Below are 24,289 nucleotides of genomic sequence, written 5' to 3' on the forward strand. Positions count from 1 at the left end.
CCCTGATTCCGCACTCTGCTGGAGCCCCCCATGCCCCGCCGTTCCCAGACTGAAACCCTCGACCTGCCGGTCCTGCCGCTACGCGACGTGGTGGTGTTCCCGCACATGGTCATCCCGCTGTTCGTCGGCCGGGACAAATCCATGCGTGCGCTCGAACAGGCGATGGAAGCCGACAAGCGCATCATCCTGCTGGCACAGAAGTCCGCCGAGACCGACGACCCGGCCGCCGCCGATCTGTACACGGTCGGCACGCTGGCGCAGGTGCTGCAACTGCTCAAGCTTCCCGATGGCACCATCAAGGTGCTGGTGGAGGGCACGGCACGCATCGGCGTGTCCAACGTGGTGGAACGCGACGGTTCGTTGTACGGACAGGGCGAAGAGATCGATTCCACCGACGCCCGTGAGCCCCGGGAAATCGAAGCGGTGGCGCGCTCACTGATGGGCCTGTTCGAACAGTACGTGAAGACCAACCGCAAGCTGCCGCCGGAACTGCTGCAGACGCTGGCCGGCATCGACGAGCCCAGCCGGTTGGCCGACACCATCGCCGCGCACCTCGGCGTGCGTCTGAGCGACAAGCAGCGCCTGCTGGAGACCATCGAGGTCGGCGAACGACTGGAACTGCTGGTCGGCTTCGTCGACGGCGAGATCGACGTGCAGCAGCTGGAGAAGCGCATCCGCGGCCGCGTGAAGTCGCAGATGGAGAAGAGCCAGCGCGAGTACTACCTCAACGAGCAGATGAAGGCCATCCAGAAAGAGCTGGGCGAGCTGGACGAGGCGCCCAACGAACTGGAGGAACTCGCGCGCAAGATCGCCGCCGCCGGCATGCCCAAGCCCGTGGAGACGAAGGCGCGCAATGAACTGAACAAGCTCAAGCAGATGTCGCCCATGTCGGCCGAGGCGGCCGTGGTGCGCAACTACCTGGACTGGCTGCTGGGCGTGCCGTGGAACAAGCGCACCAAGGTGCGCAAGGACCTCAAGGTCGCCCAGGACACGCTGGATGCCGACCATTACGGGCTGGACAAGGTCAAGGAGCGCATCCTCGAGTACCTCGCGGTGCAGTCGCGGGTGAAGAAGCTGCGCGGTCCCATCCTGTGCCTGGTCGGTCCGCCGGGCGTGGGCAAGACCTCGCTGGGGCAGAGCATCGCCAAGGCGACCAACCGCAAGTTCGTGCGCATGTCGCTGGGCGGCGGGCGCGACGAGGCGGAGATCCGCGGCCATCGTCGTACCTATGTGGGTTCGATGCCGGGCCGCATCGTGCAGAACCTCAACAAGACCGGCAGCAAGAACCCGCTGTTCGTGCTGGACGAGATCGACAAGATGTCGATGGACTTCCGCGGCGATCCCTCGTCGGCATTGCTGGAAGTGCTGGACCCCGAGCAGAACAGCGCCTTCAACGACCACTACCTCGAAGTGGACCTGGACCTGTCCGAAGTGATGTTCGTCGCCACCTCGAACTCGCTGAACATCCCGGGTCCGCTGCTGGATCGCATGGAGGTCATCCGCATTCCTGGGTACACCGAGGACGAGAAGGTCAACATCGCGCAGCGCTACCTGGTGCCCAAGCAGCTGAAGGCCAACGGCCTGAGGGCGGACGAACTCAAGATTGCCGAGAGCGCGATCCGCGACCTGGTGCGCTATTACACGCGCGAATCCGGCGTGCGCAACCTCGAACGCGAAGTCGCCAAGATCTGCCGCAAGGTGGTGAAGGAGATCGCACTGGGCGGCGCCAAGGCGCTGGCCAGGAAGAAGGCCGCGAAGGCCGCCGCGATGCAGGTCACCTCCAAGAACCTGGAGAAGTACGCCGGCGTGCGCCGCTACGACTTCGGGCGTGCCGCGGAGCAGAACGAGGTCGGCCTGGTCACCGGGCTGGCGTGGACCGAAGTCGGCGGCGACCTGCTTCAGATCGAGGTGGCGCTGGTGCCCGGCAAGGGTGGCATGCTGCTGACCGGGCAGTTGGGCGACGTGATGAAGGAGTCCGGCTCGGCCGCCCTGTCGGTGGTGCGTGCCCGCGCCACCAGCCTGGGCGTCGACGCCGAATTCCTGCAGAAGCACGATGTGCACCTGCACGTGCCCGACGGTGCCACGCCGAAGGACGGCCCCAGCGCCGGTATCGCCATGGCCACCGCGCTGGTGTCGGCGCTGACGAAGAATCCGGTGCGCGCCGACGTCGCCATGACCGGCGAGATCCCGCTGCGAGGACGCGTCACCGCCATCGGCGGCCTGAAGGAGAAGCTGCTGGCCGCGCTGCGCGGCGGCATCACCACCGTGATCATTCCGGAAGAGAACAAGAAGGATCTGGCCGACATTCCCGCCAACGTCCCCGAGGGGCTGAAGATCGTGCCGGTGAAATGGATCGACGAAGTGCTGGACCTAGCGCTCGAGCGACCCTTGGCACCCGTGCCGGCCGATGGCGGTGGCGGTGGACAGCGCGCCGTGCCGACCGCCGAAAAGGATGGCGACAAGGTGACGCAGCCGCTTGGCGTAAAGCATTGACGAAGGAATGGATTGACCCTGCAATCGCCCGGAAACCCGCGTCATTGCTGGGTTTTCGGGTTGCGTGGCATTTTTCGCACTGGTATAACGAGTCACCTGCGCGCGCGGGGTAAGGCCTTGTTGCGCGCGGAGACAAACGGTCGGACCCGCAAGGCAACCCTTGCCCGAGGTGCCGGCTACTCATTCCGCGGGTTTACCGCAAAGGGAGTTACTCAATGAACAAAACCGAATTGATCGATGCCGTCGCCGACGAAGCCGAAGTGTCCAAGGCGGAAGCCGGCCGTGCTGTCGACGCCGTCATCTCCAGCATCACCAAGGCTCTCAAGAAGGGCGACAGCGTGACGCTGGTCGGCTTCGGCACCTTCCAGGTCCGCAAGCGCGCGGCGCGTACCGGCCGCAACCCGAAGACCGGCGACACGATCAAGATCAAGGCGTCTAAGAACCCCGCGTTCAAGGCTGGCAAAGCCCTGAAGGATGCCGTAAACTAATTGACTCGCTGCCGATGGCAGGGTGCTTGCACCCGGGTGCTTAGCTCAGCGGTAGAGCGTCTCCCTTACACGGAGAGGGTCGGGGGTTCGAAACCCTCAGCACCCACCACATCGGGGCGATGCAAGGTAAAAAAATTGTCGGATGGGCTGGCGCAAAGCGCTTAAATCGTCTTACAATGTTCGTCTCAACGCGGAGTGGTAGTTCAGTCGGTTAGAATGCTGGCCTGTCACGCCGGAGGTCGCGGGTTCGAGTCCCGTCCACTCCGCCACTTGATCCCAAAAAGCCCGCGAAAGCGGGCTTTTTGCTGTCTGACTGCGGATCGGACACGTCGTTGCGGTTCTGCCTGCGCACCGCAGCGTGCCCGCCGGGCGGCGAGACGCCGCCGCGCCGGCACGCTAAACTGCGCGGCTGAACGAATCCGGGTCCCGTGCTCACATGCTGCAGAAACTCCGCGACAAAACTTCCGGCTGGATCGCCAGCCTGATCCTGGGTCTGCTGATCATTCCGTTCGCCTTCGTCGGCGTGAACGAATACATGACCGGCGGCACGGCAAGCGACGTGGCCCTGGTCGAGGCGCCGCCCACCTGGTGGGAGTCCGCGCCGCAGTGGTGGCCGGTGTCTACGCTGTGGCAGCGCGAGGAAGTCACCCTGGACGAGTTCCGCACGGCATTCGAGCAGGCGCGGCAGCAGCAGCGCCAGGCGCTGGGCGATGCATTCGATCCGCGCGAGTTCGAGAGCGCCGACAACAAGCGCAAGGTGCTGGAACAGCTGATCGACCAGAAGGTGTTGGCGCTGGGTGCCCAGCGTGCGGGCATCGTCGTTGGCGATGCGGCCGTGCAGAAGATGATCATGAGCGAACCCGCCTTCCAGGTGGACGGCAAGTTCAGCCCCGAGCAGTACCAGATGCTGCTGTCCTCGCAGGTGCCGGCGATCTCGCCGCTGCAGTTCCAGGAGCAGCAGCGCGATCGCCTGCGCATGATGCTGGTGCCGCAGGCCATCAGTGAGTCGGACTTCGTCACCGAGGGCGAACAGGCCCGCATGTGGAAGGTGCTGGGCGAAACCCGCGACATCGGTATCGCCCTGCTGCCGCCGGTCGCCGAAGACGCCGCGCCGGTCACCGATGCCGAGATCAAGGCCTGGTACGACGGCCACAAGGACGACTTCAAGCAGGCCGAGCAGGTGTCGCTGGAGTATCTGGAGATCAACGGCGCCACGTTGCCCGTCACCGCAACGGCCGACGAGGCCGCGCTGCGCAAGCGCTACGAGGCGGAGAAATCGCGCTTCGTCTCGCCGGAGCAGCGCGTGGTGGCCCACATCCTGATCGCGGCGGATGCGGGTGCCGATGCCGCCACGCTTAAGAAGGCCGAGGACAAGGCGGCGGCGCTGGCCAAGCAGGCGCGTGAAGGCGCCGACTTCGCTGCGCTGGCGCGCGCCAATTCCGAAGATCCGGGCTCCAAGGACCAGGGCGGCGAGCTGCCGCCGTTCGCGAAGGACGGGTCGATGGTCAAACCGTTCGAGGATGCCGCCTTTGCCATGCAGGTGGGCGAGATCCGTGGGCCGGTGAAGAGCGATTTCGGCTACCACGTCCTGCAGCTGAAGCAGGTCACCGGCGGCACCGGCCGCAGTTTCGAGGAAGTGCGCGACGAACTGGCGGCAGAAGAGACCAATGCCGAGCGCGAGCGCGCGTTCAACGACCTCGCAGGCCGCGTGGTCAACGAGACGCTGAAGAATCCGACCGCGCTGGCTCCGGCCGCCCAGGCCACCGGCCTGCCGCTGCAGAAGGTCGGTCCGTTCTCGCGCAACGATCCGCAGGGCATCGCGACCGTGCCGGCGGTGCTGCGTGCCGCCTTCTCCGACACGCTGGTGCAGGACGGCACCATCAGCGATCCGATCGAGATCGCGCCCAACCACAGCGTGGTCATCCGCGTGACCCAGCACACGCCGGAACAGTCGCTGCCGTTGGACAAGGCGCGCGATGCGGTGGTGCTGGCCATCCGCGCCGCCCGGCGCGAGAAGGCGGCCCAGGCCGCGGCGGACGCGTTGGTCGCACGCCTGCAGAAGGGCGAGTCGCTGGCGACCATCGCCGCCGCCGAAGGCCTGCGCTACAACGCACTGCCGGGGCTGCGCCGTGGCATGCCCATGCCGACCGCTGAAGCCAACGAGGCGATCTTCGCTGCCGGGCGCCCTGCGCAGGGCAAGATCACCGCCGGCAAGGTCGCGCTGGGCAACGGCGCCTATGCCGTGTTCACCGTCGACAAGGTGACCGAGGGTGATATCGCGCAGATGCCGGCCGAAGAGCGCGAGGGCATGCGTCAGCAGATGGCCCAGCTCAACGGCGGCATCGCGACGCAGGCCTACGTCGATGCGCTGCGCAAGCGTTTCAAGGTCAAGGTGTTCGAAGAGCGCCTCTGAGGCGCCGCCTTCGCGTCTGACCGAAATCCCGCCGCAAGGCGGGATTTCCTTTTCTGCGTCGGAAATGCCGGCGCGTGGAGTTCAACCGGCCGCGTCGTCCAGCTTCAGCACCATGCCCGGGCGAAGGACGGCATCGGTCTTCAGGCCATTGAGTCGCAGCAGCCGTGCCGGCGCAATGCCGTAACGGCGGCCGATGCTCCAGGCGGATTCGCCGCGCTGGACGGTGTGCGTGCGCGCCGGGGTGGTGGACGGAGGGGCGAAATCGGAGGCGGCATCGAGTGCCGCGATGCTCCCTTGCGGGGCCGGCTCCGTGCCGGTACCCGTCGGCGCAAGCAGGCGCAGCGGTTTGCTGCCGCGGGTGAAACGGCCTGCCAGCGCCGGATTGAGTCGTGCGAGCAGTGCGGCGGACTGTTGCCGGTCGCGGGCCCAGGACGCGAGGGTCGCATCGCCGGGCAGTTCGTGCGCCGCCAGCCGTGGCACCGGACGATCGAGCTCTCTGAGCCACGCGTCGCGGTCGTCGGCCTGCTGGAAGATGCAGGCGAGCGCATGCAGCTTTTCCACGTAGGCGTAGGTGATGCCGGACAGCCCGGGCAGTTCCGCCGGCCGGGCATTGCGCGCATTCATGCCGGCGCGGCGCATCGATTGCAGTACCCGGTACTCGCCGGCGTTGTAGGCCATGACGGCCAGCCGCCAGTCGCCGCCGAACATGCCGTGCAGCGTTTTCAGGTACCGCACCGCGGCCTGGGTGGAGTCCACCGGTGAGAGCCGGCCGTCGTAACCGGCGCGCATCGGCACGCCATGGTTGCGTGCGGTGATGCCGATGAACTGCCACAGGCCGGCCGGCCCATTGGGATTGCGCGCGCCGGGTTTGTAGCCGCTCTCCACGAACGGGATCAGTGCGAATTCCGTGGGCAGTTGCGCCTCGCGCAGGGCGTCCACCACGTAGCCGAACAGGGGCAACACGTCGTCCTCTGCCCGTGCCAGCTGCCCGGGCGCGTGGCCGAAGTGCTTCTTCCAGCGCCCGCTCGTCGCCTGGCTGTCGCATTCGGGGTCGGCCAGGCCCTCGCGGAAGCGCTGGTAGATGTCCAGGCCGCTGCGTTGGTGACTGGGGGTAATGCCAGCGGCATCGGGCGCGGCGACGGAAGCCTCCAATGGTGCCTCCGCCGACCCGGGTGGCTCCGCCAGGGCGGCGGACGCCGACAAGCTCCAAGTCGATGCCAGCAGGGCAAGACGCAGCGCGTGGCGGCCGTTCATGCGCGGAAATCGTTCTTCCACTGCCGCAGCGTAGCGAACGTCTCCACCCGATCGGCCGGCGCACGTCCCAGGCGATGGGTGACCGCGGTGATGAGGGCGTCCTCGTCCACCCGCAGGAAGGGGTTGGTCGTCGCCTCGCCGGCCAGCGTCACGGGGAGGGTGGGTCGGCCGGTCTGGCGCATGGTGCGGGCGTCCTCGATGCGTCGGCGCAGGGCCGGGTTGTGCGGATCCACGGTGGTGGCGAAGGCGGCATTGGACAGGGTGTATTCGTGACCGGAACAGACCAGCGACGCGGGCGGCAGCGCCGCCAGCCGGTCGAGCGAGGCGAGCATCTGCGCGGGCGTACCTTCGAACAGGCGGCCACAGCCGAGGCTGAACAAGGTGTCCCCGCAGAAGAGATGCGGAGCGGTGCCGGGGCTGCCTCCGTGGAAGGCGATATGGCTGCGCGTGTGCCCCGGCACCTCCAGCACGGACAGGCGCCAGTGTTTCACCTGCACCACATCGCCTTCGCCAACGCGGTCCGATGCTTCGGGAATGCGATCGTCGCGCGGGGCGAATACCGGCAGCGTCGGCCAGCGCGCACGCAGGGCGGCGATGCCGCCGGCGTGGTCGGGGTGGTGGTGCGTGACCAGGACGGCGGCAGGCCACAGACCGTTGCCGGTGGCGGCGAGCACGGGCGCGGCATCGCCGGGATCGATCACCAGCGCATCGCCTTCGTCGTCGACCAATGCCCAGATGTAGTTGTCCTCGAAGGCGGGCAGGGCGAGCAGGCGCATCGGGGGCGGACTCCGGACGGGACGGACGCCCGGGGGCGGCGTCCTCTACAATCCGAACATGCCTGCCTTCGCGTTTACCCGTCAACCCGATGCCCTGGCGTGGTTCGGGACGGGCCGCGGGGGGGCGGTCCTGGCCTCGGAACAGGCCCGGGTCAGCCAGGCGCTCACCAGCAGGACCCCGGGGCCATGGCTCTGGGTTTCGCCGGACGGCGTGGAGCCTGTGCCTGCCGGGGACATCCCCCGCATGCGTGGCCTGCGGCTGCATGCCCGGTCCGGTGCCCAGCGACTGACCGGACAGGTGCGTTGCGGCCTGCCGCTGCCGCTTCCCACCGAGGCGGTCGCCGTGATCGTGCTGCAGCACGTGCTGGATGCGGGCTACCCGCAACCGCTGCTGCAGGAATGCGCGCGCGTCCTCGAGCCCGGCGGACGGCTGTGGCTGTTCGTGCTGAACCCCTGGAGCCCGTATCGACTGCGCTGGCGCGGCACCGGCCTGACCGCCCGGGCCTTGGGCCAGTGGCAGCTTCAGCTGGCCGCGGCGGGCCTCACGACGGCCGAACACGTCCTGCACTACGGCCCCGTCTGGCGGGGTGTCCCCGACGCTCCCGGCCACGGCCCTGCACCTCTGCGTGCGGCCCGCCTGCTCGGCGCGGAAAAGCGCGTGGCGGGCCTGATTCCCCCGGCTCCGGTGGCGCGTGCCTGGCGCGCCGCTCCGGCGGCCTGACTTTCTTCCACGAGGACACATGAAGCACGTCAGCATCCACACCGATGGCTCTTGCCTGGGGAATCCCGGCCCCGGCGGCTGGGCCGCACTCCTGCGGTACGGGGAGAAGGAGCGTGAGCTGGTCGGGGGCGAGGCGCAGACCACCAACAACCGCATGGAGCTGATGGCGGCCATCGCCGCGCTGGAAGTGCTGACGGAGGGCTGCCGGGTGACGTTGCACATCGATTCGCAGTACGTGCGCCAGGGCATCACCGAATGGATGCCGGGCTGGGTACGACGCGGCTGGAGGACGGCCGGCGGCGACCCGGTCAAGAACCGCGACCTGTGGGAGCGTCTGCATGCCGCCACCGGCCGGCACACGATCGAATGGAAGTGGGTCAAGGGCCACAACGGCGATCCGGACAACGAGCGCGTCGACGTGCTGGCGCGCAACGCGGCGGTGCGGTTCCGCAACGGGGCGGTGGTATGACGATAGCGGTCATGCCTGGTCAGATCGTCGCCGAGACGCCGCGCCTGTGCCTGCATGCCATGTCCGATCGCAATGACGATGACGCGGCGCTGATGCTCGCGCTGCTCAACGACCCGGACTTCATCCGCCATATCGCCGACCGCGGCGTGCGCACGCTGGACCAGGCGCGTGCCTACCTGCGTGACGGCGCGCTGCGGAGCTATGCGGAGCATGGCTTCGGCATGTACGCGGTACGGCGCAAGGACACCGGTGCGCTGATCGGCAACTGCGGCCTGGTCCGACGCGAGGGGCTGGACGGCCCCGATCTGGGCTACGCACTGTTGCCCATGCACACGGGTGAGGGCTTTGCCCACGAGGCCGCGCAGGCGGTTATTGCCGACGCCGCCACGCGGCTGTGGCTTGGCCGCCTGCAAGCCATCGTCAATCCCGACAACGTCGCGTCGATCGGCTTGTTGCAGAAGCTGGGATTCGAATTCGACAGAATGATCGTGTTGCCGCACATCGAGCATTCGCTCGACCTGTTCCACCTGTCCCTGACCAAGGAAGCCTCCCTCTGATGCGCCAGATCGTCCTCGACACCGAAACCACCGGCCTGGAGTGGAAGAAGGGCAACCGCGTGGTCGAAATCGGCTGCGTGGAGCTGATCGAGCGCCGGCCGACCGGGCGGACCTACCACCAGTACATCAATCCGCAGCGCGAGTTCGAGCAGGGGGCGGCCGAGGTCACGGGCCTCAGCCTGGAGTTCCTGTCGGACAAGCCCGTGTTCGCGGCGATCGCCGACGAGTTCCTGGCCTTCATCGACGGTGCCGAGCTGGTGATCCACAACGCCGCCTTCGACGTGGGGTTCCTGGACTACGAGCTGTCGCTGTTGGGGGAGGCCTACGGTCGCCTGGGCGACCGCGTGACGGTCGAGGATTCGCTGCTGCTGGCCCGGCAGCGGTTCCCGGGGCAGCGCAATTCGCTGGACGCGCTGTGCAAGCGGTTGGGTGTGGACAACACGCACCGGCAGCTGCACGGCGCGCTGCTCGATGCCCAGTTGCTGTGCGATGTCTACCTGAACCTGACGGCGGGACAGCGTGAGATCGGCTTCGGTGGCGCCGATGAGGCGGCACCGGGCGCCGCGGTGGCGGTGGTCCGCCATTTCGATCCCGCGGTTGCGGGCGCCCGTCCGCGCGTGACCGTGTCGGCGGACGAACTGGCCGCGCACGAGGCGCGCCTGGCGACCCTGCGCAAGAAGGCGGGGGGGCGCTGCCTGTGGGACCCGCCGGCGCTCGAAGCCGGCTGAAACGGATCAGTGGCAGCGCACGAGGATGGCGGTGACGTTGTCCGAACCGCCGCCGTCCAGCGCGGCGGCGATCAGGGTATCGACGCATTCCTGCGCACTGCAGTCGTCGTGCTTCAGGGTGGCGGCGATGCTGGGGTCGTCGACTTCCTCGGTCAGGCCGTCGCTGCACAACAGCAGCTGCATGCCGGGGCGGAGTTCGCCCGTCATCGTCTCTACGTTGAGGTGGTTCGGGTCGGTGACGCCGAGCGCCTGGGTGACGACGTTGCGGTGCGGATGCGTGCGCGCCTGCTCGCTGGTCAGCGCGCCCTGCGCGATCAGTTCCTGCACGTAGCTGTGGTCCTGGCTCAACTGCGCCAGTTGGCCCTCGCGCCACAGATAGGCGCGGCTGTCGCCCACCCAGGCCACCTCGAAGCGGTTGCCCTGGATGCGCGCGGCCACCACCGTGGTGCCCATGGGCAGGGTGTCGTTGCGGCGGCGGGAGGTACGGATGATCTCTTCGTCGGCGATCCGGATGGCCTGCGCCAGCGGCGTGCCGTCGCGGATCTCGCGCACGATGGTCTCGCGTGCCAGTGCGCTGGCCACTTCGCCACAGGCATGCCCGCCCATGCCGTCGGCCACCAGCCACAGGCCCAGCTCGCTGTCGCCGTAGTACGTGTCCTCGTTCAGCTCGCGCCGGAGTCCCACGTGCGAAATGTGGCCGAATTCGATCATGGTGCCCTGTCTGTGCGGACGGCGGTCGCCTATCCCGTCATACGCAATGATCCGGGTGGACAGGACATCGGGCAAGGCGGGCGTGCCGTGGGGCGTGGCCGGAGTTCATTCACGTGCAGGCGAAGTGAGGCACCGAGACGGCGGACGCGCCGGTGGGCATGGTGTCGGCTTGTCCGGACGCGGCCTGCCACGTATCATTCACGCCCCGGCAAGCGCCGGGCCACCGGAGAGGTGGCAGAGTGGTTGAATGTACCTGACTCGAAATCAGGCATACGTTAATAGCGTATCGAGGGTTCGAATCCCTCCCTCTCCGCCAGTTTCAAGAAAGCCCCCGCAAGGGGGCTTTCGCGTTCCGGGGCGCGCGCCGGCGCCTAGAATGTCCTCCCCAGCCGCGGAAGTCCCCCATGTCCGAGATCCTCGTCCCCGTGTCCTTCGGCGAACTGCTGGACAAGATCGCGATCCTGCAGATCAAGTCCGAACGCATGAGCGATCCGGCCAAACTGGCCCATGTGCGCGATGAACTGGCCGCGCTGGAAAAGACCGGGCTGGCGCATCCCGTCGCCGGACACGACATCGCCGAACTCCGCGCCAGGCTGAAGGCCGTCAACGAACGGCTATGGGTGATCGAGGACGACGTGCGGCTGAAGGAGAAAGCGCAGGCGTTCGACGACGACTTCGTCCGCCTGGCACGCAGCGTCTACATCGAGAACGACGAACGCGCGCGGATCAAGAAGGCCATCAACCTGGCCCTGGGCTCGAGCTACGTCGAAGAGAAGTCCTACCAGGACTACCGGGTGGCCGGCACGCCCTGAGCGCGGATCCGCTCACGCCGCCAGGTCGGCGCGGCGGCGTTCGAACGCGGCGATGGCGTCGTCCACGGTGATCAGTGCCATCACGCCATCGTGTTCGATCTTGGCGCCCCATTTCAGCTCCGACGCCGGCTTGCCCCTGTAGCGGCGCGCGGCATCGTCGTAGCGGTCCACGCAGTAGCGCACGCTGGAGTACGGGCCGCTGCGGAGCGGGTTGCTGGCGGCATGCAGGCCAAGCACGGCGGTTCCCATCGCATTGGCGATGTGCATGGGGCCGGGGTCGGGCGTCATCACCAGGTCCGCGCGCGCCAGCAGGGCCGGCAACTGCTTCAGGGTGTCCTTGCCCACCAGGTCCAGCGCGGGCGCCCGCATGGCGCCGATGATGGCATCCGCAGTCCGGCGTTCCAGGTCGCTGCGTCCGCCGCAGAGCACGATGCGCCATCCCTGGGCGGCGGCATGGTCGGCCACCGCCGCGTAGCGGTCGGCGTACCAGTTGCGGCGTTCGTGGCTGGAGCACGGCGAAATGACCAGCGTGCGCATCGCGTCCGTGGGCCACTGCGCGCGGGCCCAGGCATGCGCGTCGGCGGGGACGGGCAGGTCCCAGGTGACGCCGGTCTGTTTCAGGCCCAGCGGTTCGCAGAAGCTGCCGATGGCATCCAGCACGTGGATGCCGGGACGGTCCGGGATCCGCTCATTGATGACCAGGCCGTGCAGGTCCTTGGAGCGGCTGCGGTCGTAGCCGATGCGCCTGCGCGCGCGGATGAAGGCCGACAGCAGGTTGGCGCGCAGGGCCACCTGCATCTGCAGCAGCGCATCGAAACCTTCGGCCAGCAGTTCCGCCCGCAACGCCCGCATGCCCGCCAGGCCCGTCTTCTTGTCGTAGGTGTGGAAGGTGACGCCTTCCAGGCCCTCCAGCAGCTTGAAGCCTCCCTTGTCGATCACCCAGTGCAGGCGCGCCTGGGGCCAGTGGCGCTGCAGCGTGCGCACCAGCGGGACCACATGGGTGACGTCGCCCAACGCGGACAGGCGGAGCAGGCAGAGCGATTGGGGAATCGTGGACAAGTGTTGTTAGACTCGCTGGATGGTCGGTTTTGACGCCTCGGAATCCCTGACGCCGTTCCGCGAAGGCCGCGGATACGGTGCGATTCTGTTCGACCGCAAACACCTGCGGCAAGCCAGCCCGGACTGGTTCTCGCCGGAAAAGTGGGGTGAACGCGCCCGGCCGGTCGACAGCGGGGGCCGCGGCGGCGCCTGGTTCATCGATGCCCCTTCCAGCCAGTGCGTCTTGCGGCACTACCGGCGCGGGGGCCTGGCGGCGCGATTCAGCCGCGACCGCTACCTGTGGCATGGGCCCGACAAGACGCGCAGTTTCGCCGAATTCCGTCTCACCCGTGCCCTGTTGGCGCGTGGATTGCCCGTGCCGCGCCCGGTCGCAGCGAGCTACGTGCGCGACGGCATGTTCTACCGCGCCTCCATCCTGCTGGAACGGTTGATGGACGTGCGCACGCTCGCCGACCTTGCCGCGAAGACGGAAGGGCAGGCGCCGTGGGAAAGCACGGGCCGCCTGGTGGCGCGTTTCCACCGCGCCGGCCTGGACCATGCGGACCTCAATGCCCACAACATCCTGTTCGACGGGGATGGCCACGGTTGGCTGATCGACTTCGATCGCGGACGCCTGCGTATCCCCGCCACCGCCTGGCGCGAACAGAACCTCGCGCGCTTGAGGCGCTCGCTGCTGAAGCTGCGGGGCGAGCGCAGCGCGGACGACGTGGGTCTCGCCTTCGCTCATCTGCGGCGCGCCTACGACCACGCCTGGTCGCGGGGGTACTGAGGTGGAGTGGGTGCTGCGCTTCCACGGCGTCGGTAACGCCAGCGCGGTCGAGCTGGGCTCGGCGATGGCCACGCTCGAACGCGAGGGCGCGCCATGGTTGACCATCGATTGCGGGGGCGAAGGCCTGACCGCCTTCCAGGCACGCTACGGCGACATGCCGCGGGCGGTCTTCATCACCCACCTGCACCTGGACCACGTGGCGGGGATGGAACGGCTGTTCGTGGCCAGCTATTTCGATCCTGCGCGGCGCGGCCAGGTGCGCCTGTACGTGCCGGCGCCGCTGGTACCGCTGCTGCACCAGCGTATCGCCAGCTATCCGAACGTACTGGCCGAGGGTGGCGCGAACTTCTGGGATGCGTTCCAGCTGGTGCCGGTGGGCGAGGCCTTCTGGCACGACGGTCAGCGGCTGGAGGTCTTCCCGGTGCGGCATCACTGGCCCGAGACGGCGTTCGGCCTGCGCCTGCGCGGCAGCGTGGTCTGGACCGGCGATACGCGGCCCATTCCGGAAATGCTGGCGCGCCATGCCGATGCCGGCGAACTGATCGCGCACGACTGCGGGCTGCACGGCAATCCCTCGCACAGCGGTATCGACGACCTCGAACGCGAGTACCCGCCCGCGCTGCTGGCCCGCTGCGTGCTTTACCACTACGCCAGTGCCGAGGACGGTGAAGCCCTGCGCGCGCGCGGGCATCGGGTCGCGACGCCCGGCGAGGGCGCGGCGCTGTCGCCGCCCCGGCAGGTCGAACTGCCGTGAGCGACAGCCACCTGCCGTACGACCTGCTGGGACGTCCGCTGCACGACCTGCGCCTGTCGGTCATCGACGCCTGCAACTTCCGCTGCGGCTATTGCATGCCGGCGGACCGTGTGCCCGAAGACTACGGCACGGATGCTTCGCAGCGCCTGTCCTTCGACGAGATCGAGACCCTGGTGCGCGCCTTCGTGCGACTGGGCGTGCGCAAGCTCCGGCTGACGGGCGGTGAGCCCCTGCTGCGCAAGCGCCTGCCTGACCTGGTGCGCCGGTTGGCCGTGATACCGGGTTTGGAGGACATCGCCCTGACCACCAACGGCGTGCTGCTCGCCCAGCAGGCGCAGGCCCTGCACGACGCCGGCCTGCGGCGCATCACCGTCAGCCTGGACGCGCTGGATCCGGAGGTGTTCGCCGAGATGTCCGGAAGGCGCGGTCAGGTCGGCGAGGTGCTGGCCGGCATCGACGCCGCCGTGGCGGCCGGCTTCAAGCGCTTGAAGATCAATGCCGTCGTGCAGCGCGGCGTCAACGAGGGCCAGGTGGTGCCGCTGCTGGAGCGCTTCCGTGGCACCGGGCATGTCGTGCGTTTCATCGAGTTCATGGACGTGGGCGACAGCAACGACTGGCGACTGGAACGGATGGTGCCGTCGTCGGTGCTGCGTGACCGCATCGCCGCGCGCTGGCCGCTGCATCCCGTGCAGGCGGACTATCGGGGCGAGGTGGCCGAGCGTTACGGATTCGACGACGGCGGGGGCGAAGTCGGTTTCGTCAGTTCCGTCAGCACGCCGTTCTGCGGCGACTGCCATCGTGCGGGCGTGTCCGCGGATGGCCGCTTGTTCACCTGCCTGTTTGCGGCCGCGGGCGCCGACCTGCGCGCGGTCCTGGCGCAGGGCGAAGACGCCTTGGCCGCGCATGTGGCCGGCCTGTGGTCGGCGCGCGGCGACCGCTACAGCGAGCTGCGCGGCCGGCCGGAAGTGCGGGACCGGCGCCGTGTCGAGATGTATCTTATCGGCGGCTGATTCCCCCAGGACCTGCATGCCCCGCACCGTACTGACCCATCTGGATGCTGCCGGTCGACCCGCGATGGTCGACGTTTCCGGCAAGGCCGTCACCGCGCGGGAGGCCCGGGCGACCTGCCGGGTACGCTTTCCCGCCGACGTCGCACGACAGCTGAAGCGAAACGGCCTGCGCAGCGCGAAGGGCGGCATCGTCGATACCGCCATCATCGCCGGCACGATGGCGGTGAAGCGCACGCACGAACTGATCCCGTTCTGCCATCCACTCCCCATCGATGGATGCCGGTTGGCCATCGACTGGGACGGAGAGAGTGCGCTGCTGATCGAATGCCAGGTCCGCACCGTGCACCGCACCGGGGTGGAGATGGAAGCGTTGACCGGGGCCACCGTGGCCGCGTTGACGGTGTACGACATGTGCAAGGCGCTGTCGCACGCCATCGTGCTGGGGCCGGCGAAGCTGGTGGGCAAACGCGGCGGCAAGCGCGATGTGGGGGCAGCATGAGCGTCACCCTGACCCTGCTGTATTTCGCCAGCCTGCGCGAGCGCGCGGGTGTGCCCAGTGAGTCGCTCAGCACCGAGGCGGCCGATCTGGCCGGGCTTTATGAGGAGATCCAGGCCCGCCACGGCATCGCCTGGCCACGCGAACACCTGCGCGTCGCCGTGGATGGCGAATTCGCGCGCTGGCAGGAACCGCTGCGCGCTGGCAGCGAGGTCGCCTTCATCCCGCCCGTGAGCGGAGGCTGAGCGATGCCGCGTTTCCTACTGTCGGCGGAGCCGCTGGACGTCGCCGCGTTGGGGGCCGGCCTGCGCGATCCGCGCGCGGGCGGCTTCGCGACGTTCGAGGGCTGGGTCCGCGACCACCACGCCGGTCGCGCGGTGGATGGCCTGGACTATGAAGCCTATGGCGCCCTGGCCGAATGCGAAGGCGAACGGATCGTGGCCGAGGCGATGGCGCGTTTCGATGTGCTGGCGGCCTGCTGCGCGCACCGTGTCGGCGCCCTCGCGATCGGCGATCTCGCCGTGTGGGTCGGGGTGAGCGCAGCGCATCGTGGCGCCGCCTTCGACGCCTGCCGCTACATCATCGATGAAGTGAAGCAGCGCGTGCCGATCTGGAAGCGCGAACACTATCGCGAAGGCGATGCGGACTGGCTGCATCCCGTGGCGGACGGCCCGTGAGCGCGGTTCGGGCGGTCGCACTCGGCATCGGCATCGCCCTGGCATGCCTGGGCGCACGTGCGACGCATGCGGCCGAACTGCTGGTGGGCAACAAGTCCGCGGACACCGTGTGGCGGCTGTCGCTGCGCGACGGACGCAGGACGGGCGAGTACAGGACGGGCGAGGCACCGCACGAAATCGCGGTGGCGCCGGACGGCCGCACGGCCGTGGTGACGAACTATGGAGGCTCGCAGTCCGGCAACACGCTGTCGGTCCTGGACCTGGTGGGAGGCAAGCCCACGCGCTCGATCGACCTGGGGCAGCACAGCGCCCCGCATGGCATCCGCTTCCTCCCCGACGGTCGCCGGGTGCTGGTCACCACGGAAGCCACCGCCAGCCTGGTGGTGGTGGATGTCGCGTCGGGCGAAGTCGAGCGGACGCTCGACGTGGGCGCCGGCACCGGCCACATGGTGGCGTTGTCGCCGGACGGGCAGGTGGCCTACCTGACCAAGATCCAGGCCGGCACGGTCAGCCGGATCGACCTGGCCACCGGTGCGCGCGTGGAACGCGCCGCGGGCAAGGGCGCCGAAGGTGTCGCGGTGCGGCCGGACGGGGCCGAAGTCTGGGTGAGCAATCGCGAGGACGGCACCCTCACCGTGCACGACCCGCGCACGCTGGCCATCAGGCGCCGCATGAGCAGCAAGGGCTTCCCGATCCGCGTGACCTTCGCTGCCGACGGTACGCTCGCCTTCGTCACCAATGCGCGCGCCGCGACGCTGGCCGTGTTCAATGCGCGCACCAAGGTCCCGTTGGCCACGGTCCCGCTGTCGCGCGAGGACATGACTTACCAGCCCACGATGCTCGGCCATGCGGCGCTTCCCATCGGAGTGGTGGTGGCGCCGGACCGTCCGCGCGCCTACGTGGCGATCAGTGGGGGCGATCGCATCGCCGTGATCGACACGCAGCGCTGGCAGGTCATCGACTACTGGGTGACCGGACGTGAACCCGACGCCCTGGCCTTCATTCCTGACTGAACAGCCGGCCTGACGGGAAGAAGAGGCCGCGCCCAGTGACTCGCTGAAAAGGCGGTGACCCCGCCGGCTGACCTCGGCGCCCGCGTCGATCGATACCGTTGCTGCCTTCCGGCCCTGGCGGGATTTTCGACCTAGCGTCGCGAGGGGCCGACGGGGCCACCATAGAAACGAAACCGCGCCTTGGCGCGGTCCGTCGTCACCCGCCATGGCGGGTTGCGATGAATCTGGCGGAGAGAGGGGGATTCGACCCCCCGAAGCGCGGTTTAGACGCTTACACGCTTTCCAGGCGTGCTCCTTCAACCACTCGGACACCTCTCCGGGCCCTGAACGCGGCTTGCGGCCGCTTTCAGGGGCGTGAATTCTAGCCCCCGCAGGGGGCGCGCCACAAGCGAAACCGGCAAGCGGTCCCCGGCGGGAGGACGGGCTTGCGCAGCGTGGCACAATGGCGGCATGTCCTATCTCGTCCTCGCCCGCAAGTGGCGTCCCAAGCGATTCGCAGAGCTGGTCGGCCAGCAACACGTGGTCCGCGCGCTCACCAATGCGCTGGACAGCGGCCGCGTTCACCATGCCTTCCTGTTCACGGGTACGCGCGGCGTGGGCAAGACCACCATCGCCCGCATCTTCGCCAAATCGCTGAACTGCGAGAAGGGCACCAGTGCCGATCCCTGCGGCCAGTGCGCGGCCTGCCTGGACATCGATGCCGGCCGCTACATCGACCTGCTGGAGATCGACGCCGCCTCGAACACCGGTGTGGACGATGTGCGCGAAGTGATCGAGAACGCGCAGTACATGCCCTCGCGCGGCAAGTACAAGGTCTATCTGATCGACGAAGTGCACATGCTGTCGAAAGCGGCGTTCAACGCGCTGCTGAAGACGCTGGAGGAGCCGCCGGAACACGTCAAGTTCCTGCTCGCCACCACCGACCCGCAGAAGCTGCCGGTCACCGTGCTGTCGCGCTGCCTGCAGTTCAACCTCAAGCGCCTGGACGAGGAACAGATCCGCGGCCAGATGACGAAGATCCTGGGGGCGGAAGCCATCGAGGCCGATGCGACCGCCATCGCCCAGCTCGCGCGCGCCGCCGACGGTTCGCTGCGCGACGGCCTGTCGCTGCTCGACCAGGCCATCGCCTACGCCGGTGGTGCGCTGCGCGAGGAGGGCGTGCGCACCATGCTGGGCACGGTGGACCGTACGCAGGTCAGCGCCATGCTGGCGGCCCTGGTGCAGGGCGATGGCGAGGCCCTGCTGCAGGTGGTGGCACGGCTGGCGGAGTTCTCGCCCGACTGGGCAGGCGTCCTCGATGCGGTGGCGGAAGCGCTGCATCGCATCCAGGTGCGCCAGCTGGTGCCGTCGGCCAGCGTGGAAGCGGAGGGCGTCGATGTCGATGCGTTCGCCGGCCAGCTGCGGCCCGAGGTCGTCCAGCTGTGGTATCAGATGGCGATCAATGGGCGTCGCGACCTGCACCTGGCGCCGAGTGGGCGCGCCGGCTTCGAGATGAGCCTGCTGCGGATGCTCGCGTTCCGTCCCGCCCAGGCCGGCGAGATGCGCGGCGACGCGCGCACGTCTTCCGCCAGCGTCACGTCGGCATCCGCGCCAGTGGCGTCGGCACCGGCTTCCAGCGCTTCCGCGCCTGTGCAGGCGAGGGTGACCGCCACAGCGGAGCCGGTCATGCCGCCGCAACAGATGGCGCGCGAAGAGATGCCGGCGCCGGCACGCGTTGCCGTCGACGACATGCCGCCGTGGCCTCCGGCCGAACCGGCGAAGGTTGGCGCATCTGCACCTGCGCCTGTATCTGCAGCGTCGGCGACGATGCCGGCCGACATCGGCATCACCGATGCCGAAACCTGGCTGCATTTCGCCGGGACCTGCGGCCTGAAGGGCGTGGGCAAGCAATTGGTGGACAGCGTAGCCTTTGCCGGTTATGCGAACGGAACGTTGACCCTGGCGCTGGACAGCGGCTTCGACTACCTCCGCTCCGAACGCACCCTGGGCGAGTTGCGCGATGCGATCGCCAGCCGCTATGGCGTGGCGCCCCGGCTGGCCTTCGCCACCGCGGCCGAAGGCGAGACGCTCAAGCAGCGCAGCCATCGCCAGCGCGACGAGCAGCAGAACGTCGCCGAGGAAACCTTCATGAACCATCCGGACGTGCGGCAGCTGATGCAGCAGCATGGCGCCAGGCTCGTCCCGGATTCCATCCGACCTTACGAAGAGTGATCACGACATGCGTGGAAACATCGCCCAACTGATGCAGCAGGCGCAGAAGATGCAGGAAAACCTGCAGCGCGCCCAGGAAGAACTGGCCAAGCTGGAGGTCACCGGCAACGCGGGCGGCGGCATGGTCAGCGTGACGCTGACCGGCGCCAAGGAATGCCGCAAGGTCCGCATCGACCCCTCGCTGCTGTCCGACGCCGAGATGCTGGAAGACCTGATCGCGGCGGCCTTCAACGACGCCTCCAACAAGGTCGATGCCGAATCAAAGGCACGCATGGGCGCGGCCACGGCCGGGATGCCGATCCCGCCGGGCATGAAGCTGCCGTTCTGAGCGTCGTGGGGGGCAGGGGGAGGGCAAGCCGTCGTTGCGGTTGGCCCGTCTGCACGCTGCCGCATAGCCGCGACCAACCGCATCCGTGTCCACACTCCTCGAACAACTGATCGAGTCGTTGCGCGTCCTGCCCGGTGTCGGGCAGAAGACCGCGCAGCGCATGGCCTACCACCTGCTCGACCGCGAGCGGGACGGCGGCAAGCGCCTGGCCGGCGTGCTGGCGGAGGCGCTGGACCATATCGGCCATTGCGCACAGTGCCGCGACTTCACCGAGAGCGAGATCTGCGCTTTGTGCGCCAGCGGCAGCCGCGACCGTCATCAGCTGTGCGTGGTGGAGTCGCCGTCGGACCGGCTGGCGATCGAACAGGCGACCGGTTACCGCGGCCTCTATTTCGTCCTGCATGGACGGCTGTCGCCGCTGGATGGCATCGGTCCGCGCGAACTGGGGCTGGACGCACTGTCCGCGCGCCTGGCGCAGGGCGAGGTGACCGAACTGATCATCGCCACCAATCCCACCGTCGAAGGTGAGGCGACCGCGCACTATCTGGCGCAACTGGCGCGCCAGCAGGGCGTGCGGCCGAGCAGGCTCGCCCACGGCGTACCGCTGGGGGGCGAACTGGAATACGTGGACCGCGGCACGCTGGCGCACGCGTTCGGTGGCCGCAGCGAAATGAATTGACCGTACCCGCACGAGGACGCGCCCCATGACCGACACCATCTTCGCCAAGATCATCCGCCGCGAAATTCCCGCCACCATCGTCTACGAGGACGAGGAGGTGCTGGGCTTCAAGGACATCGCGCCGCAGGCGCCCGTGCACGTGCTCTTCATCCCGAAGAACGAAGCCATCCCCACGCTGGACGACGTGCGCCAGGACCAAGCGCACCTGATCGGCAAGCTGGCGCTGGCGGCAGCCGAATATGCGCGCCGAGAAGGCTTCGCCCAGGACGGTTACCGCATCGTCATGAACTGCCGTGAGCATGCGGGCCAGACCGTGTTCCACATCCACCTGCACCTGCTCGCCGGTGCACCGCTGGGGCGCTTCGGGACCTCCGCCTGAGCGATGCGATGCAGGCCCATGAAAAATGTCCGCTGTCAAGCCTTTGATGCGGACAGGCAGCAACATGAAAGGTCTTGTGGGGCAATAGGTTAGGCCAAAAATCGACCGTTGCGCGCTCCTACTGCTTTTTAGGCTAGGTGCCACATAGGCGCTTTGCGGTGGCAAGTGTAGGGGCACTCCGGCGAGCCGGGGCGCATCGCTGTTGTAGCTTCTAGCCTGGTGCAATCCACTCCAAAAGCGAAAGCGCAGCCCGTAGGCTGCGCTTTCGTCGTGATGAACCAACAAAATCAGGCCTGTTTCGGTTGCACGGCCTTCGCCGCCGCCACTGCTCCTTTCCTGAATCCTCGATCCCCAGCCATGAACGCCTCCAGCATGTGCGGGATGAGCGTCGCAGCATCGACCGCCTCGCCGTAGGTCTGCGCGTGCAGCGCGGCGTAGCGGTCGAGGTCGGCCCGCAGGCTGGCCGGACACGCGAAGGTCAGCTTCGTGGACTCCAGTTTCGGCAGTGGCCCGAGCCGCAGCTTCTTGCCCGTGCTCATCGCATCGCCCCCCTGTTGAAGAACATCGGCTGGTACGGTCGCAGCACCAGGTCACGCTTGACGATGATCCGCACCGGCAGGCCCGGCCGCTCGGTCAAGGTCGGCTGGATGTTCATGTTGCGCCGGGTCATCTCCTGGCCGACCTGATTGATGCTGTCCTGCGCGCTGTCGCGCCCCGCGATCACGATGCGGTTGCCGTCCTGCCGGTTCTCCGGCGCGGCCAACTCGGCACCCACGCCCAGTAGCGTCGTCAGCGCCGCGCCGGCGACGATGCGGCTCCAGTGGTAGTCCACGCCATCTTCGAGGCCGGAATAGCCGGCCGGGTCGGTGCCCACAAGGTTGTCGATGGTCAGCGAAGACGTGTCCGGCAGGATGATCCGGTTCCACACCACCTGCACGCGACTCTGCCCGTAGCTGACCTGGCTGTTGTATTTGCCCATGATGCGCGAGCCTTGCGGGATCAGCAGGAACTTGCCTGTGGCCGAGTCATAGACCGGCTCCGTCACCGTGGCGATCACGTCGCCCGGCAAGTCCGACTTGATGCCCGTGACGAGCGCCCCGGCGATCACCGTGCCAGCCATGACCTGATACGGCGATGCCGGCATTTGCAGGTTGCCGGAATTGCGGGTTTCCGTAGAACCGCCTTTCAGGAACGCCTCCTTCTGGTCTTGCCGGTTCTGCGTGGCGGTCGGGTCGGCGGGCTGGGCCGCTGTCGAGGCCGGCCCGGCCGCCAGCGGGTCGAAGGCGCTGCCCGGCGCAGCCGCAGGGGTTTGGGCCGTGGCTGGCGCTGCGGCCTTGCCCTGCTGGCCCGAGCGGAAGAACACCGATGAGGCCGCCGCGGCGTCGGCCTCCTTGCGCAAGGCGTCCTCTGGGTCGTGGCCGGGCGGCGCATAGGTCGGCGTTACCGGCTGCTGCGAGGCCACGATGGCGGGGCCAAGGTCGCCCGGCAGCGGCGGCCCCAGCTCGGGCACCTTCTGCGGCAGCTTCGAGTAGTCCGAAGGCAGGCCGTCCAGCCCTTCGGACTTGCTCACGCGATCGACGTTGTAAAGCTCGGTCTGCTCGCCCGCGCCCCGCCGGTGCGGCTGCAATGACCAGATAGTCGCACCCAGCACGGCGACCGACAGGCCGCCCATGAGCATCGCCAGCGTGCGCCGGTTCAGGCGAGTGACCGGGCGCGGCTGGGCGCGCAGCGCCACCGCCTCGGGCGCGACCTTGCCCGCCTGCGGCGCGGCACGGTCGGGGGTGTCGTCCTTGCTCATGGTCAGTTCCTCCGGGTGCCGTCCGTGCGCTCGATCCGCACCACGTCGCCCTTGTCGCCGCCCAGGCGCAGCTCCGCCGCGCCAAAGAGGCGATCCACGATGTAGTACGGCGCGCGGAAGCGGTAGTTCACCAGTTGCCCGTCGCCCTGCGCACCGATCACGAACAGCGGCGGCAGCTCGCCTTGCGCGATGCCGGCGGGGAACTGGATATAGACCTTCTCGCCGTCATCGAAGGCGCGCAGCGGCTTCCACGGCGGATTGCTGCCGCTGACCGCGTAGCGGAAGCGGATCTTCTCCAGCGACAAGCCGGTATCAACAGGCGCGGCGGTGCTGGCCGCCTGCGCCTGGCGCTGCAAGGCCAGCATCTTGTCCTTCGGGTACTCCCAGGAAACCGAGGCCATCCATGTCTTTTCGGTCGAGGTCAGCTCCAGCAGGTAGGTGCGCCGGCTGGTGGTGATGACCAGATTCGTCTTGAGGCCCGAGCGGATGGGCTTGACCATCACGTTCACGCGCAGCGCATCACCGCTGCCGCTGGACGTGTCGCCCACGATCCAGCGCACCGTGTCGCCCGCGGCGACCGTCACCAGTTCCTCGCCGGGCTGGAGCGCGATCACGGTCACGCGGCCCACGGCCGCATAGACCTGATACAGCGCGCCATCGGTGAAGGGCCACACCTGAATCGCATTGACGTAGCCCTCGCGCGTGGGCGCGATGCGCGCCTCGGCATTGGCACGCGAGACGCGCACAGTTTCGTCGGCCGGTTCCGGCACGGGCTTGGCGGCCTCGGCTTCGGGCAACGGCTTCAACTGCGCCGGCAGCGCCAGCGGCTCGGGCACCTTGACCACTTCCACCGGCGCGGGCGGCTCCGGCAGCGGCTGGGCCGGCACCGGCTCATCGAGCGAGATGGCCGGCGGCGGCTTGCCCTGTGTGGCGCAGCCCGCCAAGGCAACGAGCATCAACGGCAAAGCGTAAAAGCGGAAAGACAGGTTCATGGTTTTGCTCCTTCGGAAGAATCCAGCTCACGGCTCCACGACAGGCCGTTGACGTAGATGCCCAGGGGGTTCTTGCGCAGGCGCTGTTCGGTGCGCGGGGTCTGCTGCACGATGGAAATCACGGCGTTCCAGCGTTCAGTGCCCGCCGCGGCGCCGTTGACGAAGCGCCGTTCCGTCCAGCGCACGTTGAAAGACGTGTCGCTGGCGCGGGTCACGCTGGTTATCTGCACCGTGACGGATTCCTTGCCGATACGCGCGAACGGGTCGTTGGTGCGCGCGTAGTCGTTGAGCACCACGGCGCCCTTGTCGGTGGTGTAGTCGTAGGCGTCGAGCCAGTTCTGGCGCACGACAATGGGGTCGATGGACAGCGAGCGCACCAGCTCGATGAAGCGGCCCAGGTGGTAGGCCACTTGTGCATCGCTGGGCCGGTACGGCGTGGCGGCTTCGCCGACGGCGCGCACTTGGCCCGCGTTGTCCACCTCCACCACGTAGGGCGTGACGATGGATTGCGCGGAGCGCCACACCAGGCCGCCGGCCATCAGCAGCGCCAGCAGCAGGCAGCCGAAAGCCATCAGCCGCCAGTTCTTCGCTTGCACGCGGGACGAACCGATGCGCTCGTCCCACACTTGCGCGGCGGATTGATACGGGGTCGCAGGCTGCGGCGTGTCGGCATAGCGCACCTGCGGGCGTTTGAATCGCATG

Annotated in this window: 27 protein-coding genes, 4 tRNA genes and 1 other RNA gene; 22 read left to right on the plus strand and 10 right to left on the minus strand. The window is 68.2% G+C overall.

What is annotated here, in order from left to right; genetic code table 11:
• The first annotated feature begins 30 nt into the window (after positions 1–30).
• The 5 genes from lon (at position 31) to CSC76_RS06295 (ending at position 5,394) form a co-directional block, all read left to right on the plus strand.
• On the plus strand, positions 31–2,493 hold the full coding sequence (gene lon / locus CSC76_RS06275) for an endopeptidase La (protein WP_162109237.1): 2,463 nt from the start codon (positions 31–33) through the stop codon (positions 2,491–2,493).
• 182 nt (positions 2,494–2,675) lie between these two features.
• On the plus strand, positions 2,676–2,981 hold the full coding sequence (locus CSC76_RS06280) for an HU family DNA-binding protein (protein ID WP_260619029.1): 306 nt from the start codon (positions 2,676–2,678) through the stop codon (positions 2,979–2,981).
• Between the two features lie 34 nt (positions 2,982–3,015).
• Positions 3,016–3,090 (plus strand) — tRNA-Val (locus CSC76_RS06285).
• Between the two features lie 83 nt (positions 3,091–3,173).
• Positions 3,174–3,250 (plus strand) — tRNA-Asp (locus tag CSC76_RS06290).
• Positions 3,251–3,417: 167 nt separating this feature from the next.
• Positions 3,418–5,394, plus strand: coding sequence for a SurA N-terminal domain-containing protein (locus CSC76_RS06295; RefSeq protein ID WP_162109238.1), 1,977 nt, complete (start codon positions 3,418–3,420; stop codon positions 5,392–5,394).
• 81 nt (positions 5,395–5,475) lie between these two features.
• On the opposite strand, the gene CSC76_RS06300 is transcribed toward CSC76_RS06295, so the two are convergent.
• Both CSC76_RS06300 and gloB read right to left on the minus strand, forming a co-directional pair.
• Complete coding sequence (locus tag CSC76_RS06300) at positions 5,476–6,630, minus strand: lytic transglycosylase domain-containing protein (RefSeq protein WP_425500844.1); 1,155 nt, start codon at positions 6,628–6,630, stop codon at positions 5,476–5,478.
• A gap of 14 nt (positions 6,631–6,644) precedes the next feature.
• Positions 6,645–7,424, minus strand: coding sequence for a hydroxyacylglutathione hydrolase (gloB, locus tag CSC76_RS06305; RefSeq protein WP_162109240.1), 780 nt, complete (start codon positions 7,422–7,424; stop codon positions 6,645–6,647).
• 58 nt (positions 7,425–7,482) lie between these two features.
• Here gloB and CSC76_RS06310 point away from each other — a divergent pair, with 58 nt between their 5' ends.
• The 4 genes from CSC76_RS06310 to dnaQ are packed head-to-tail and all read left to right on the plus strand — an operon-like array spanning position 7,483 to position 9,899.
• Positions 7,483–8,145, plus strand: coding sequence for a methyltransferase domain-containing protein (locus CSC76_RS06310; protein WP_162109241.1), 663 nt, complete (start codon positions 7,483–7,485; stop codon positions 8,143–8,145).
• Positions 8,146–8,164: 19 nt separating this feature from the next.
• On the plus strand, positions 8,165–8,614 hold the full coding sequence (gene rnhA, locus CSC76_RS06315) for a ribonuclease HI (protein WP_162109242.1): 450 nt from the start codon (positions 8,165–8,167) through the stop codon (positions 8,612–8,614).
• Between the two features lie 11 nt (positions 8,615–8,625).
• Positions 8,626–9,171: a GNAT family N-acetyltransferase gene (locus CSC76_RS06320; protein ID WP_162109243.1), complete on the plus strand. Its 546-nt coding sequence runs from the start codon at positions 8,626–8,628 to the stop codon at positions 9,169–9,171.
• A complete protein-coding gene (gene dnaQ, locus CSC76_RS06325; protein ID WP_162109244.1) occupies positions 9,171–9,899 on the plus strand; it encodes a DNA polymerase III subunit epsilon in 729 nt (242 codons plus the stop codon). Before CSC76_RS06320 ends, dnaQ begins: the two co-directional genes overlap by 1 nt.
• 6 nt (positions 9,900–9,905) lie before the next feature.
• Here the strand turns inward: dnaQ and CSC76_RS06330 are convergent, their stop codons facing one another.
• Positions 9,906–10,610, minus strand: a complete 705-nt coding sequence (locus CSC76_RS06330) for a PP2C family protein-serine/threonine phosphatase (protein WP_055942014.1) — start codon at positions 10,608–10,610, stop codon at positions 9,906–9,908.
• A 225-nt stretch (positions 10,611–10,835) separates the two neighbouring features.
• Here CSC76_RS06330 and CSC76_RS06335 point away from each other — a divergent pair.
• Together CSC76_RS06335 and CSC76_RS06340 are read left to right on the plus strand one after the other, a co-directional pair.
• A tRNA-Ser gene (locus tag CSC76_RS06335) sits at positions 10,836–10,926 on the plus strand.
• Positions 10,927–11,014: 88 nt separating this feature from the next.
• Entirely contained in the window at positions 11,015–11,422 is a 408-nt protein-coding gene (locus CSC76_RS06340; protein ID WP_162109245.1) for a DUF6165 family protein, read from the plus strand.
• Positions 11,423–11,434: 12 nt separating this feature from the next.
• Here the strand turns inward: CSC76_RS06340 and CSC76_RS06345 are convergent, their stop codons facing one another.
• Positions 11,435–12,481, minus strand: a complete 1,047-nt coding sequence (locus CSC76_RS06345) for a glycosyltransferase family 9 protein (protein ID WP_202923494.1) — start codon at positions 12,479–12,481, stop codon at positions 11,435–11,437.
• A gap of 19 nt (positions 12,482–12,500) precedes the next feature.
• Between CSC76_RS06345 and CSC76_RS06350 the strand changes: the two genes are divergently transcribed.
• Genes CSC76_RS06350 through CSC76_RS06380 form a run of 7 tightly spaced genes read left to right on the plus strand, consistent with a single transcriptional unit; the run spans position 12,501 to position 17,200 of the window.
• On the plus strand, positions 12,501–13,250 hold the full coding sequence (locus CSC76_RS06350; protein WP_162109246.1) for a 3-deoxy-D-manno-octulosonic acid kinase: 750 nt from the start codon (positions 12,501–12,503) through the stop codon (positions 13,248–13,250).
• Position 13,251: 1 nt separating this feature from the next.
• On the plus strand, positions 13,252–14,004 hold the full coding sequence (locus CSC76_RS06355) for an MBL fold metallo-hydrolase (RefSeq protein ID WP_162109247.1): 753 nt from the start codon (positions 13,252–13,254) through the stop codon (positions 14,002–14,004).
• On the plus strand, positions 14,001–15,014 hold the full coding sequence (gene moaA / locus CSC76_RS06360) for a GTP 3',8-cyclase MoaA (RefSeq protein WP_162109248.1): 1,014 nt from the start codon (positions 14,001–14,003) through the stop codon (positions 15,012–15,014). Before CSC76_RS06355 ends, moaA begins: the two co-directional genes overlap by 4 nt.
• A 16-nt stretch (positions 15,015–15,030) precedes the next feature.
• Complete coding sequence (moaC, locus tag CSC76_RS06365; RefSeq protein WP_162109249.1) at positions 15,031–15,513, plus strand: cyclic pyranopterin monophosphate synthase MoaC; 483 nt, start codon at positions 15,031–15,033, stop codon at positions 15,511–15,513.
• A complete protein-coding gene (gene moaD / locus CSC76_RS06370) occupies positions 15,510–15,755 on the plus strand; it encodes a molybdopterin converting factor subunit 1 (protein ID WP_162109250.1) in 246 nt (81 codons plus the stop codon). The genes moaC and moaD overlap by 4 nt, the downstream gene beginning before the upstream one ends.
• A 3-nt stretch (positions 15,756–15,758) precedes the next feature.
• Positions 15,759–16,187, plus strand: a complete 429-nt coding sequence (locus tag CSC76_RS06375; RefSeq protein WP_162109251.1) for a molybdenum cofactor biosynthesis protein MoaE — start codon at positions 15,759–15,761, stop codon at positions 16,185–16,187.
• A complete protein-coding gene (locus CSC76_RS06380; RefSeq protein WP_238394890.1) occupies positions 16,184–17,200 on the plus strand; it encodes a beta-propeller fold lactonase family protein in 1,017 nt (338 codons plus the stop codon). Before CSC76_RS06375 ends, CSC76_RS06380 begins: the two co-directional genes overlap by 4 nt.
• A gap of 57 nt (positions 17,201–17,257) precedes the next feature.
• On the opposite strand, the gene ffs is transcribed toward CSC76_RS06380, so the two are convergent.
• Positions 17,258–17,354, minus strand: an RNA gene (gene ffs, locus CSC76_RS06385) — signal recognition particle sRNA small type.
• 71 nt (positions 17,355–17,425) lie between these two features.
• Positions 17,426–17,518 (minus strand) — tRNA-Ser (locus CSC76_RS06390).
• Between the two features lie 132 nt (positions 17,519–17,650).
• On the opposite strand from CSC76_RS06390, the gene dnaX reads away from it, so the two are divergent.
• From dnaX to CSC76_RS06410, 4 genes are all read left to right on the plus strand, one after another.
• Positions 17,651–19,411: a DNA polymerase III subunit gamma/tau gene (dnaX, locus tag CSC76_RS06395; protein WP_162109252.1), complete on the plus strand. Its 1,761-nt coding sequence runs from the start codon at positions 17,651–17,653 to the stop codon at positions 19,409–19,411.
• Between the two features lie 7 nt (positions 19,412–19,418).
• Positions 19,419–19,739, plus strand: coding sequence for a YbaB/EbfC family nucleoid-associated protein (locus tag CSC76_RS06400; RefSeq protein WP_162109253.1), 321 nt, complete (start codon positions 19,419–19,421; stop codon positions 19,737–19,739).
• Between the two features lie 85 nt (positions 19,740–19,824).
• Positions 19,825–20,418 carry a recombination mediator RecR gene (gene recR / locus CSC76_RS06405; protein WP_162109254.1) on the plus strand — a complete coding sequence of 198 codons (594 nt, stop codon included), beginning with the start codon at positions 19,825–19,827 and terminating at the stop codon, positions 20,416–20,418.
• Between the two features lie 25 nt (positions 20,419–20,443).
• Positions 20,444–20,797: a histidine triad nucleotide-binding protein gene (locus CSC76_RS06410; RefSeq protein ID WP_162109255.1), complete on the plus strand. Its 354-nt coding sequence runs from the start codon at positions 20,444–20,446 to the stop codon at positions 20,795–20,797.
• 287 nt (positions 20,798–21,084) lie between these two features.
• Here the strand turns inward: CSC76_RS06410 and CSC76_RS06415 are convergent, their stop codons facing one another.
• From CSC76_RS06415 to trbF, 4 genes are read right to left on the minus strand one after another with little or no spacing between them, the layout of a single operon-like run.
• Positions 21,085–21,336: a DUF2274 domain-containing protein gene (locus CSC76_RS06415; RefSeq protein WP_024100052.1), complete on the minus strand. Its 252-nt coding sequence runs from the start codon at positions 21,334–21,336 to the stop codon at positions 21,085–21,087.
• Complete coding sequence (locus CSC76_RS06420; protein ID WP_024100053.1) at positions 21,333–22,595, minus strand: TraB/TrbI/VirB10 family type IV secretion system protein; 1,263 nt, start codon at positions 22,593–22,595, stop codon at positions 21,333–21,335. Before CSC76_RS06420 ends, CSC76_RS06415 begins: the two co-directional genes overlap by 4 nt.
• 2 nt (positions 22,596–22,597) lie before the next feature.
• Positions 22,598–23,587 (minus strand): P-type conjugative transfer protein TrbG, encoded by a 990-nt coding sequence (trbG, locus tag CSC76_RS06425; RefSeq protein WP_162109256.1) that lies wholly within the window; start codon positions 23,585–23,587, stop codon positions 22,598–22,600.
• Entirely contained in the window at positions 23,584–24,288 is a 705-nt protein-coding gene (trbF, locus tag CSC76_RS06430) for a conjugal transfer protein TrbF (RefSeq protein WP_024100055.1), read from the minus strand. The genes trbG and trbF overlap by 4 nt, the downstream gene beginning before the upstream one ends.
• Position 24,289 lies beyond the last annotated feature (1 nt).

The organism is Pseudoxanthomonas mexicana (genome assembly GCF_010093385.1).
In the GTDB taxonomy this organism is placed as follows: Bacteria; Pseudomonadota; Gammaproteobacteria; order Xanthomonadales; family Xanthomonadaceae; genus Pseudoxanthomonas_A; species Pseudoxanthomonas_A mexicana.

Coding starts and splice junctions, on each gene's coding strand:
- rnhA (WP_162109242.1), top strand. CDS start 8,165: ATGAAGCACGTCAGCATCCACACCGATGGCTCTTGCCTGGGGAATCCC.
- dnaX (WP_162109252.1), top strand. CDS start 17,651: ATGTCCTATCTCGTCCTCGCCCGCAAGTGGCGTCCCAAGCGATTCGCA.
- CSC76_RS06310 (WP_162109241.1), top strand. CDS start 7,483: ATGCCTGCCTTCGCGTTTACCCGTCAACCCGATGCCCTGGCGTGGTTC.
- CSC76_RS06415 (WP_024100052.1), bottom strand. CDS start 21,336: ATGAGCACGGGCAAGAAGCTGCGGCTCGGGCCACTGCCGAAACTGGAG.
- gloB (WP_162109240.1), bottom strand. CDS start 7,424: ATGCGCCTGCTCGCCCTGCCCGCCTTCGAGGACAACTACATCTGGGCA.
- dnaQ (WP_162109244.1), top strand. CDS start 9,171: ATGCGCCAGATCGTCCTCGACACCGAAACCACCGGCCTGGAGTGGAAG.
- CSC76_RS06420 (WP_024100053.1), bottom strand. CDS start 22,595: ATGAGCAAGGACGACACCCCCGACCGTGCCGCGCCGCAGGCGGGCAAG.
- trbF (WP_024100055.1), bottom strand. CDS start 24,288: ATGCGATTCAAACGCCCGCAGGTGCGCTATGCCGACACGCCGCAGCCT.
- trbG (WP_162109256.1), bottom strand. CDS start 23,587: ATGAACCTGTCTTTCCGCTTTTACGCTTTGCCGTTGATGCTCGTTGCC.
- lon (WP_162109237.1), top strand. CDS start 31: ATGCCCCGCCGTTCCCAGACTGAAACCCTCGACCTGCCGGTCCTGCCG.
- moaD (WP_162109250.1), top strand. CDS start 15,510: ATGAGCGTCACCCTGACCCTGCTGTATTTCGCCAGCCTGCGCGAGCGC.
- CSC76_RS06330 (WP_055942014.1), bottom strand. CDS start 10,610: ATGATCGAATTCGGCCACATTTCGCACGTGGGACTCCGGCGCGAGCTG.
- moaC (WP_162109249.1), top strand. CDS start 15,031: ATGCCCCGCACCGTACTGACCCATCTGGATGCTGCCGGTCGACCCGCG.
- CSC76_RS06320 (WP_162109243.1), top strand. CDS start 8,626: ATGCCTGGTCAGATCGTCGCCGAGACGCCGCGCCTGTGCCTGCATGCC.
- CSC76_RS06340 (WP_162109245.1), top strand. CDS start 11,015: ATGTCCGAGATCCTCGTCCCCGTGTCCTTCGGCGAACTGCTGGACAAG.
- CSC76_RS06375 (WP_162109251.1), top strand. CDS start 15,759: ATGCCGCGTTTCCTACTGTCGGCGGAGCCGCTGGACGTCGCCGCGTTG.
- CSC76_RS06295 (WP_162109238.1), top strand. CDS start 3,418: ATGCTGCAGAAACTCCGCGACAAAACTTCCGGCTGGATCGCCAGCCTG.
- CSC76_RS06350 (WP_162109246.1), top strand. CDS start 12,501: ATGGTCGGTTTTGACGCCTCGGAATCCCTGACGCCGTTCCGCGAAGGC.
- CSC76_RS06400 (WP_162109253.1), top strand. CDS start 19,419: ATGCGTGGAAACATCGCCCAACTGATGCAGCAGGCGCAGAAGATGCAG.
- CSC76_RS06410 (WP_162109255.1), top strand. CDS start 20,444: ATGACCGACACCATCTTCGCCAAGATCATCCGCCGCGAAATTCCCGCC.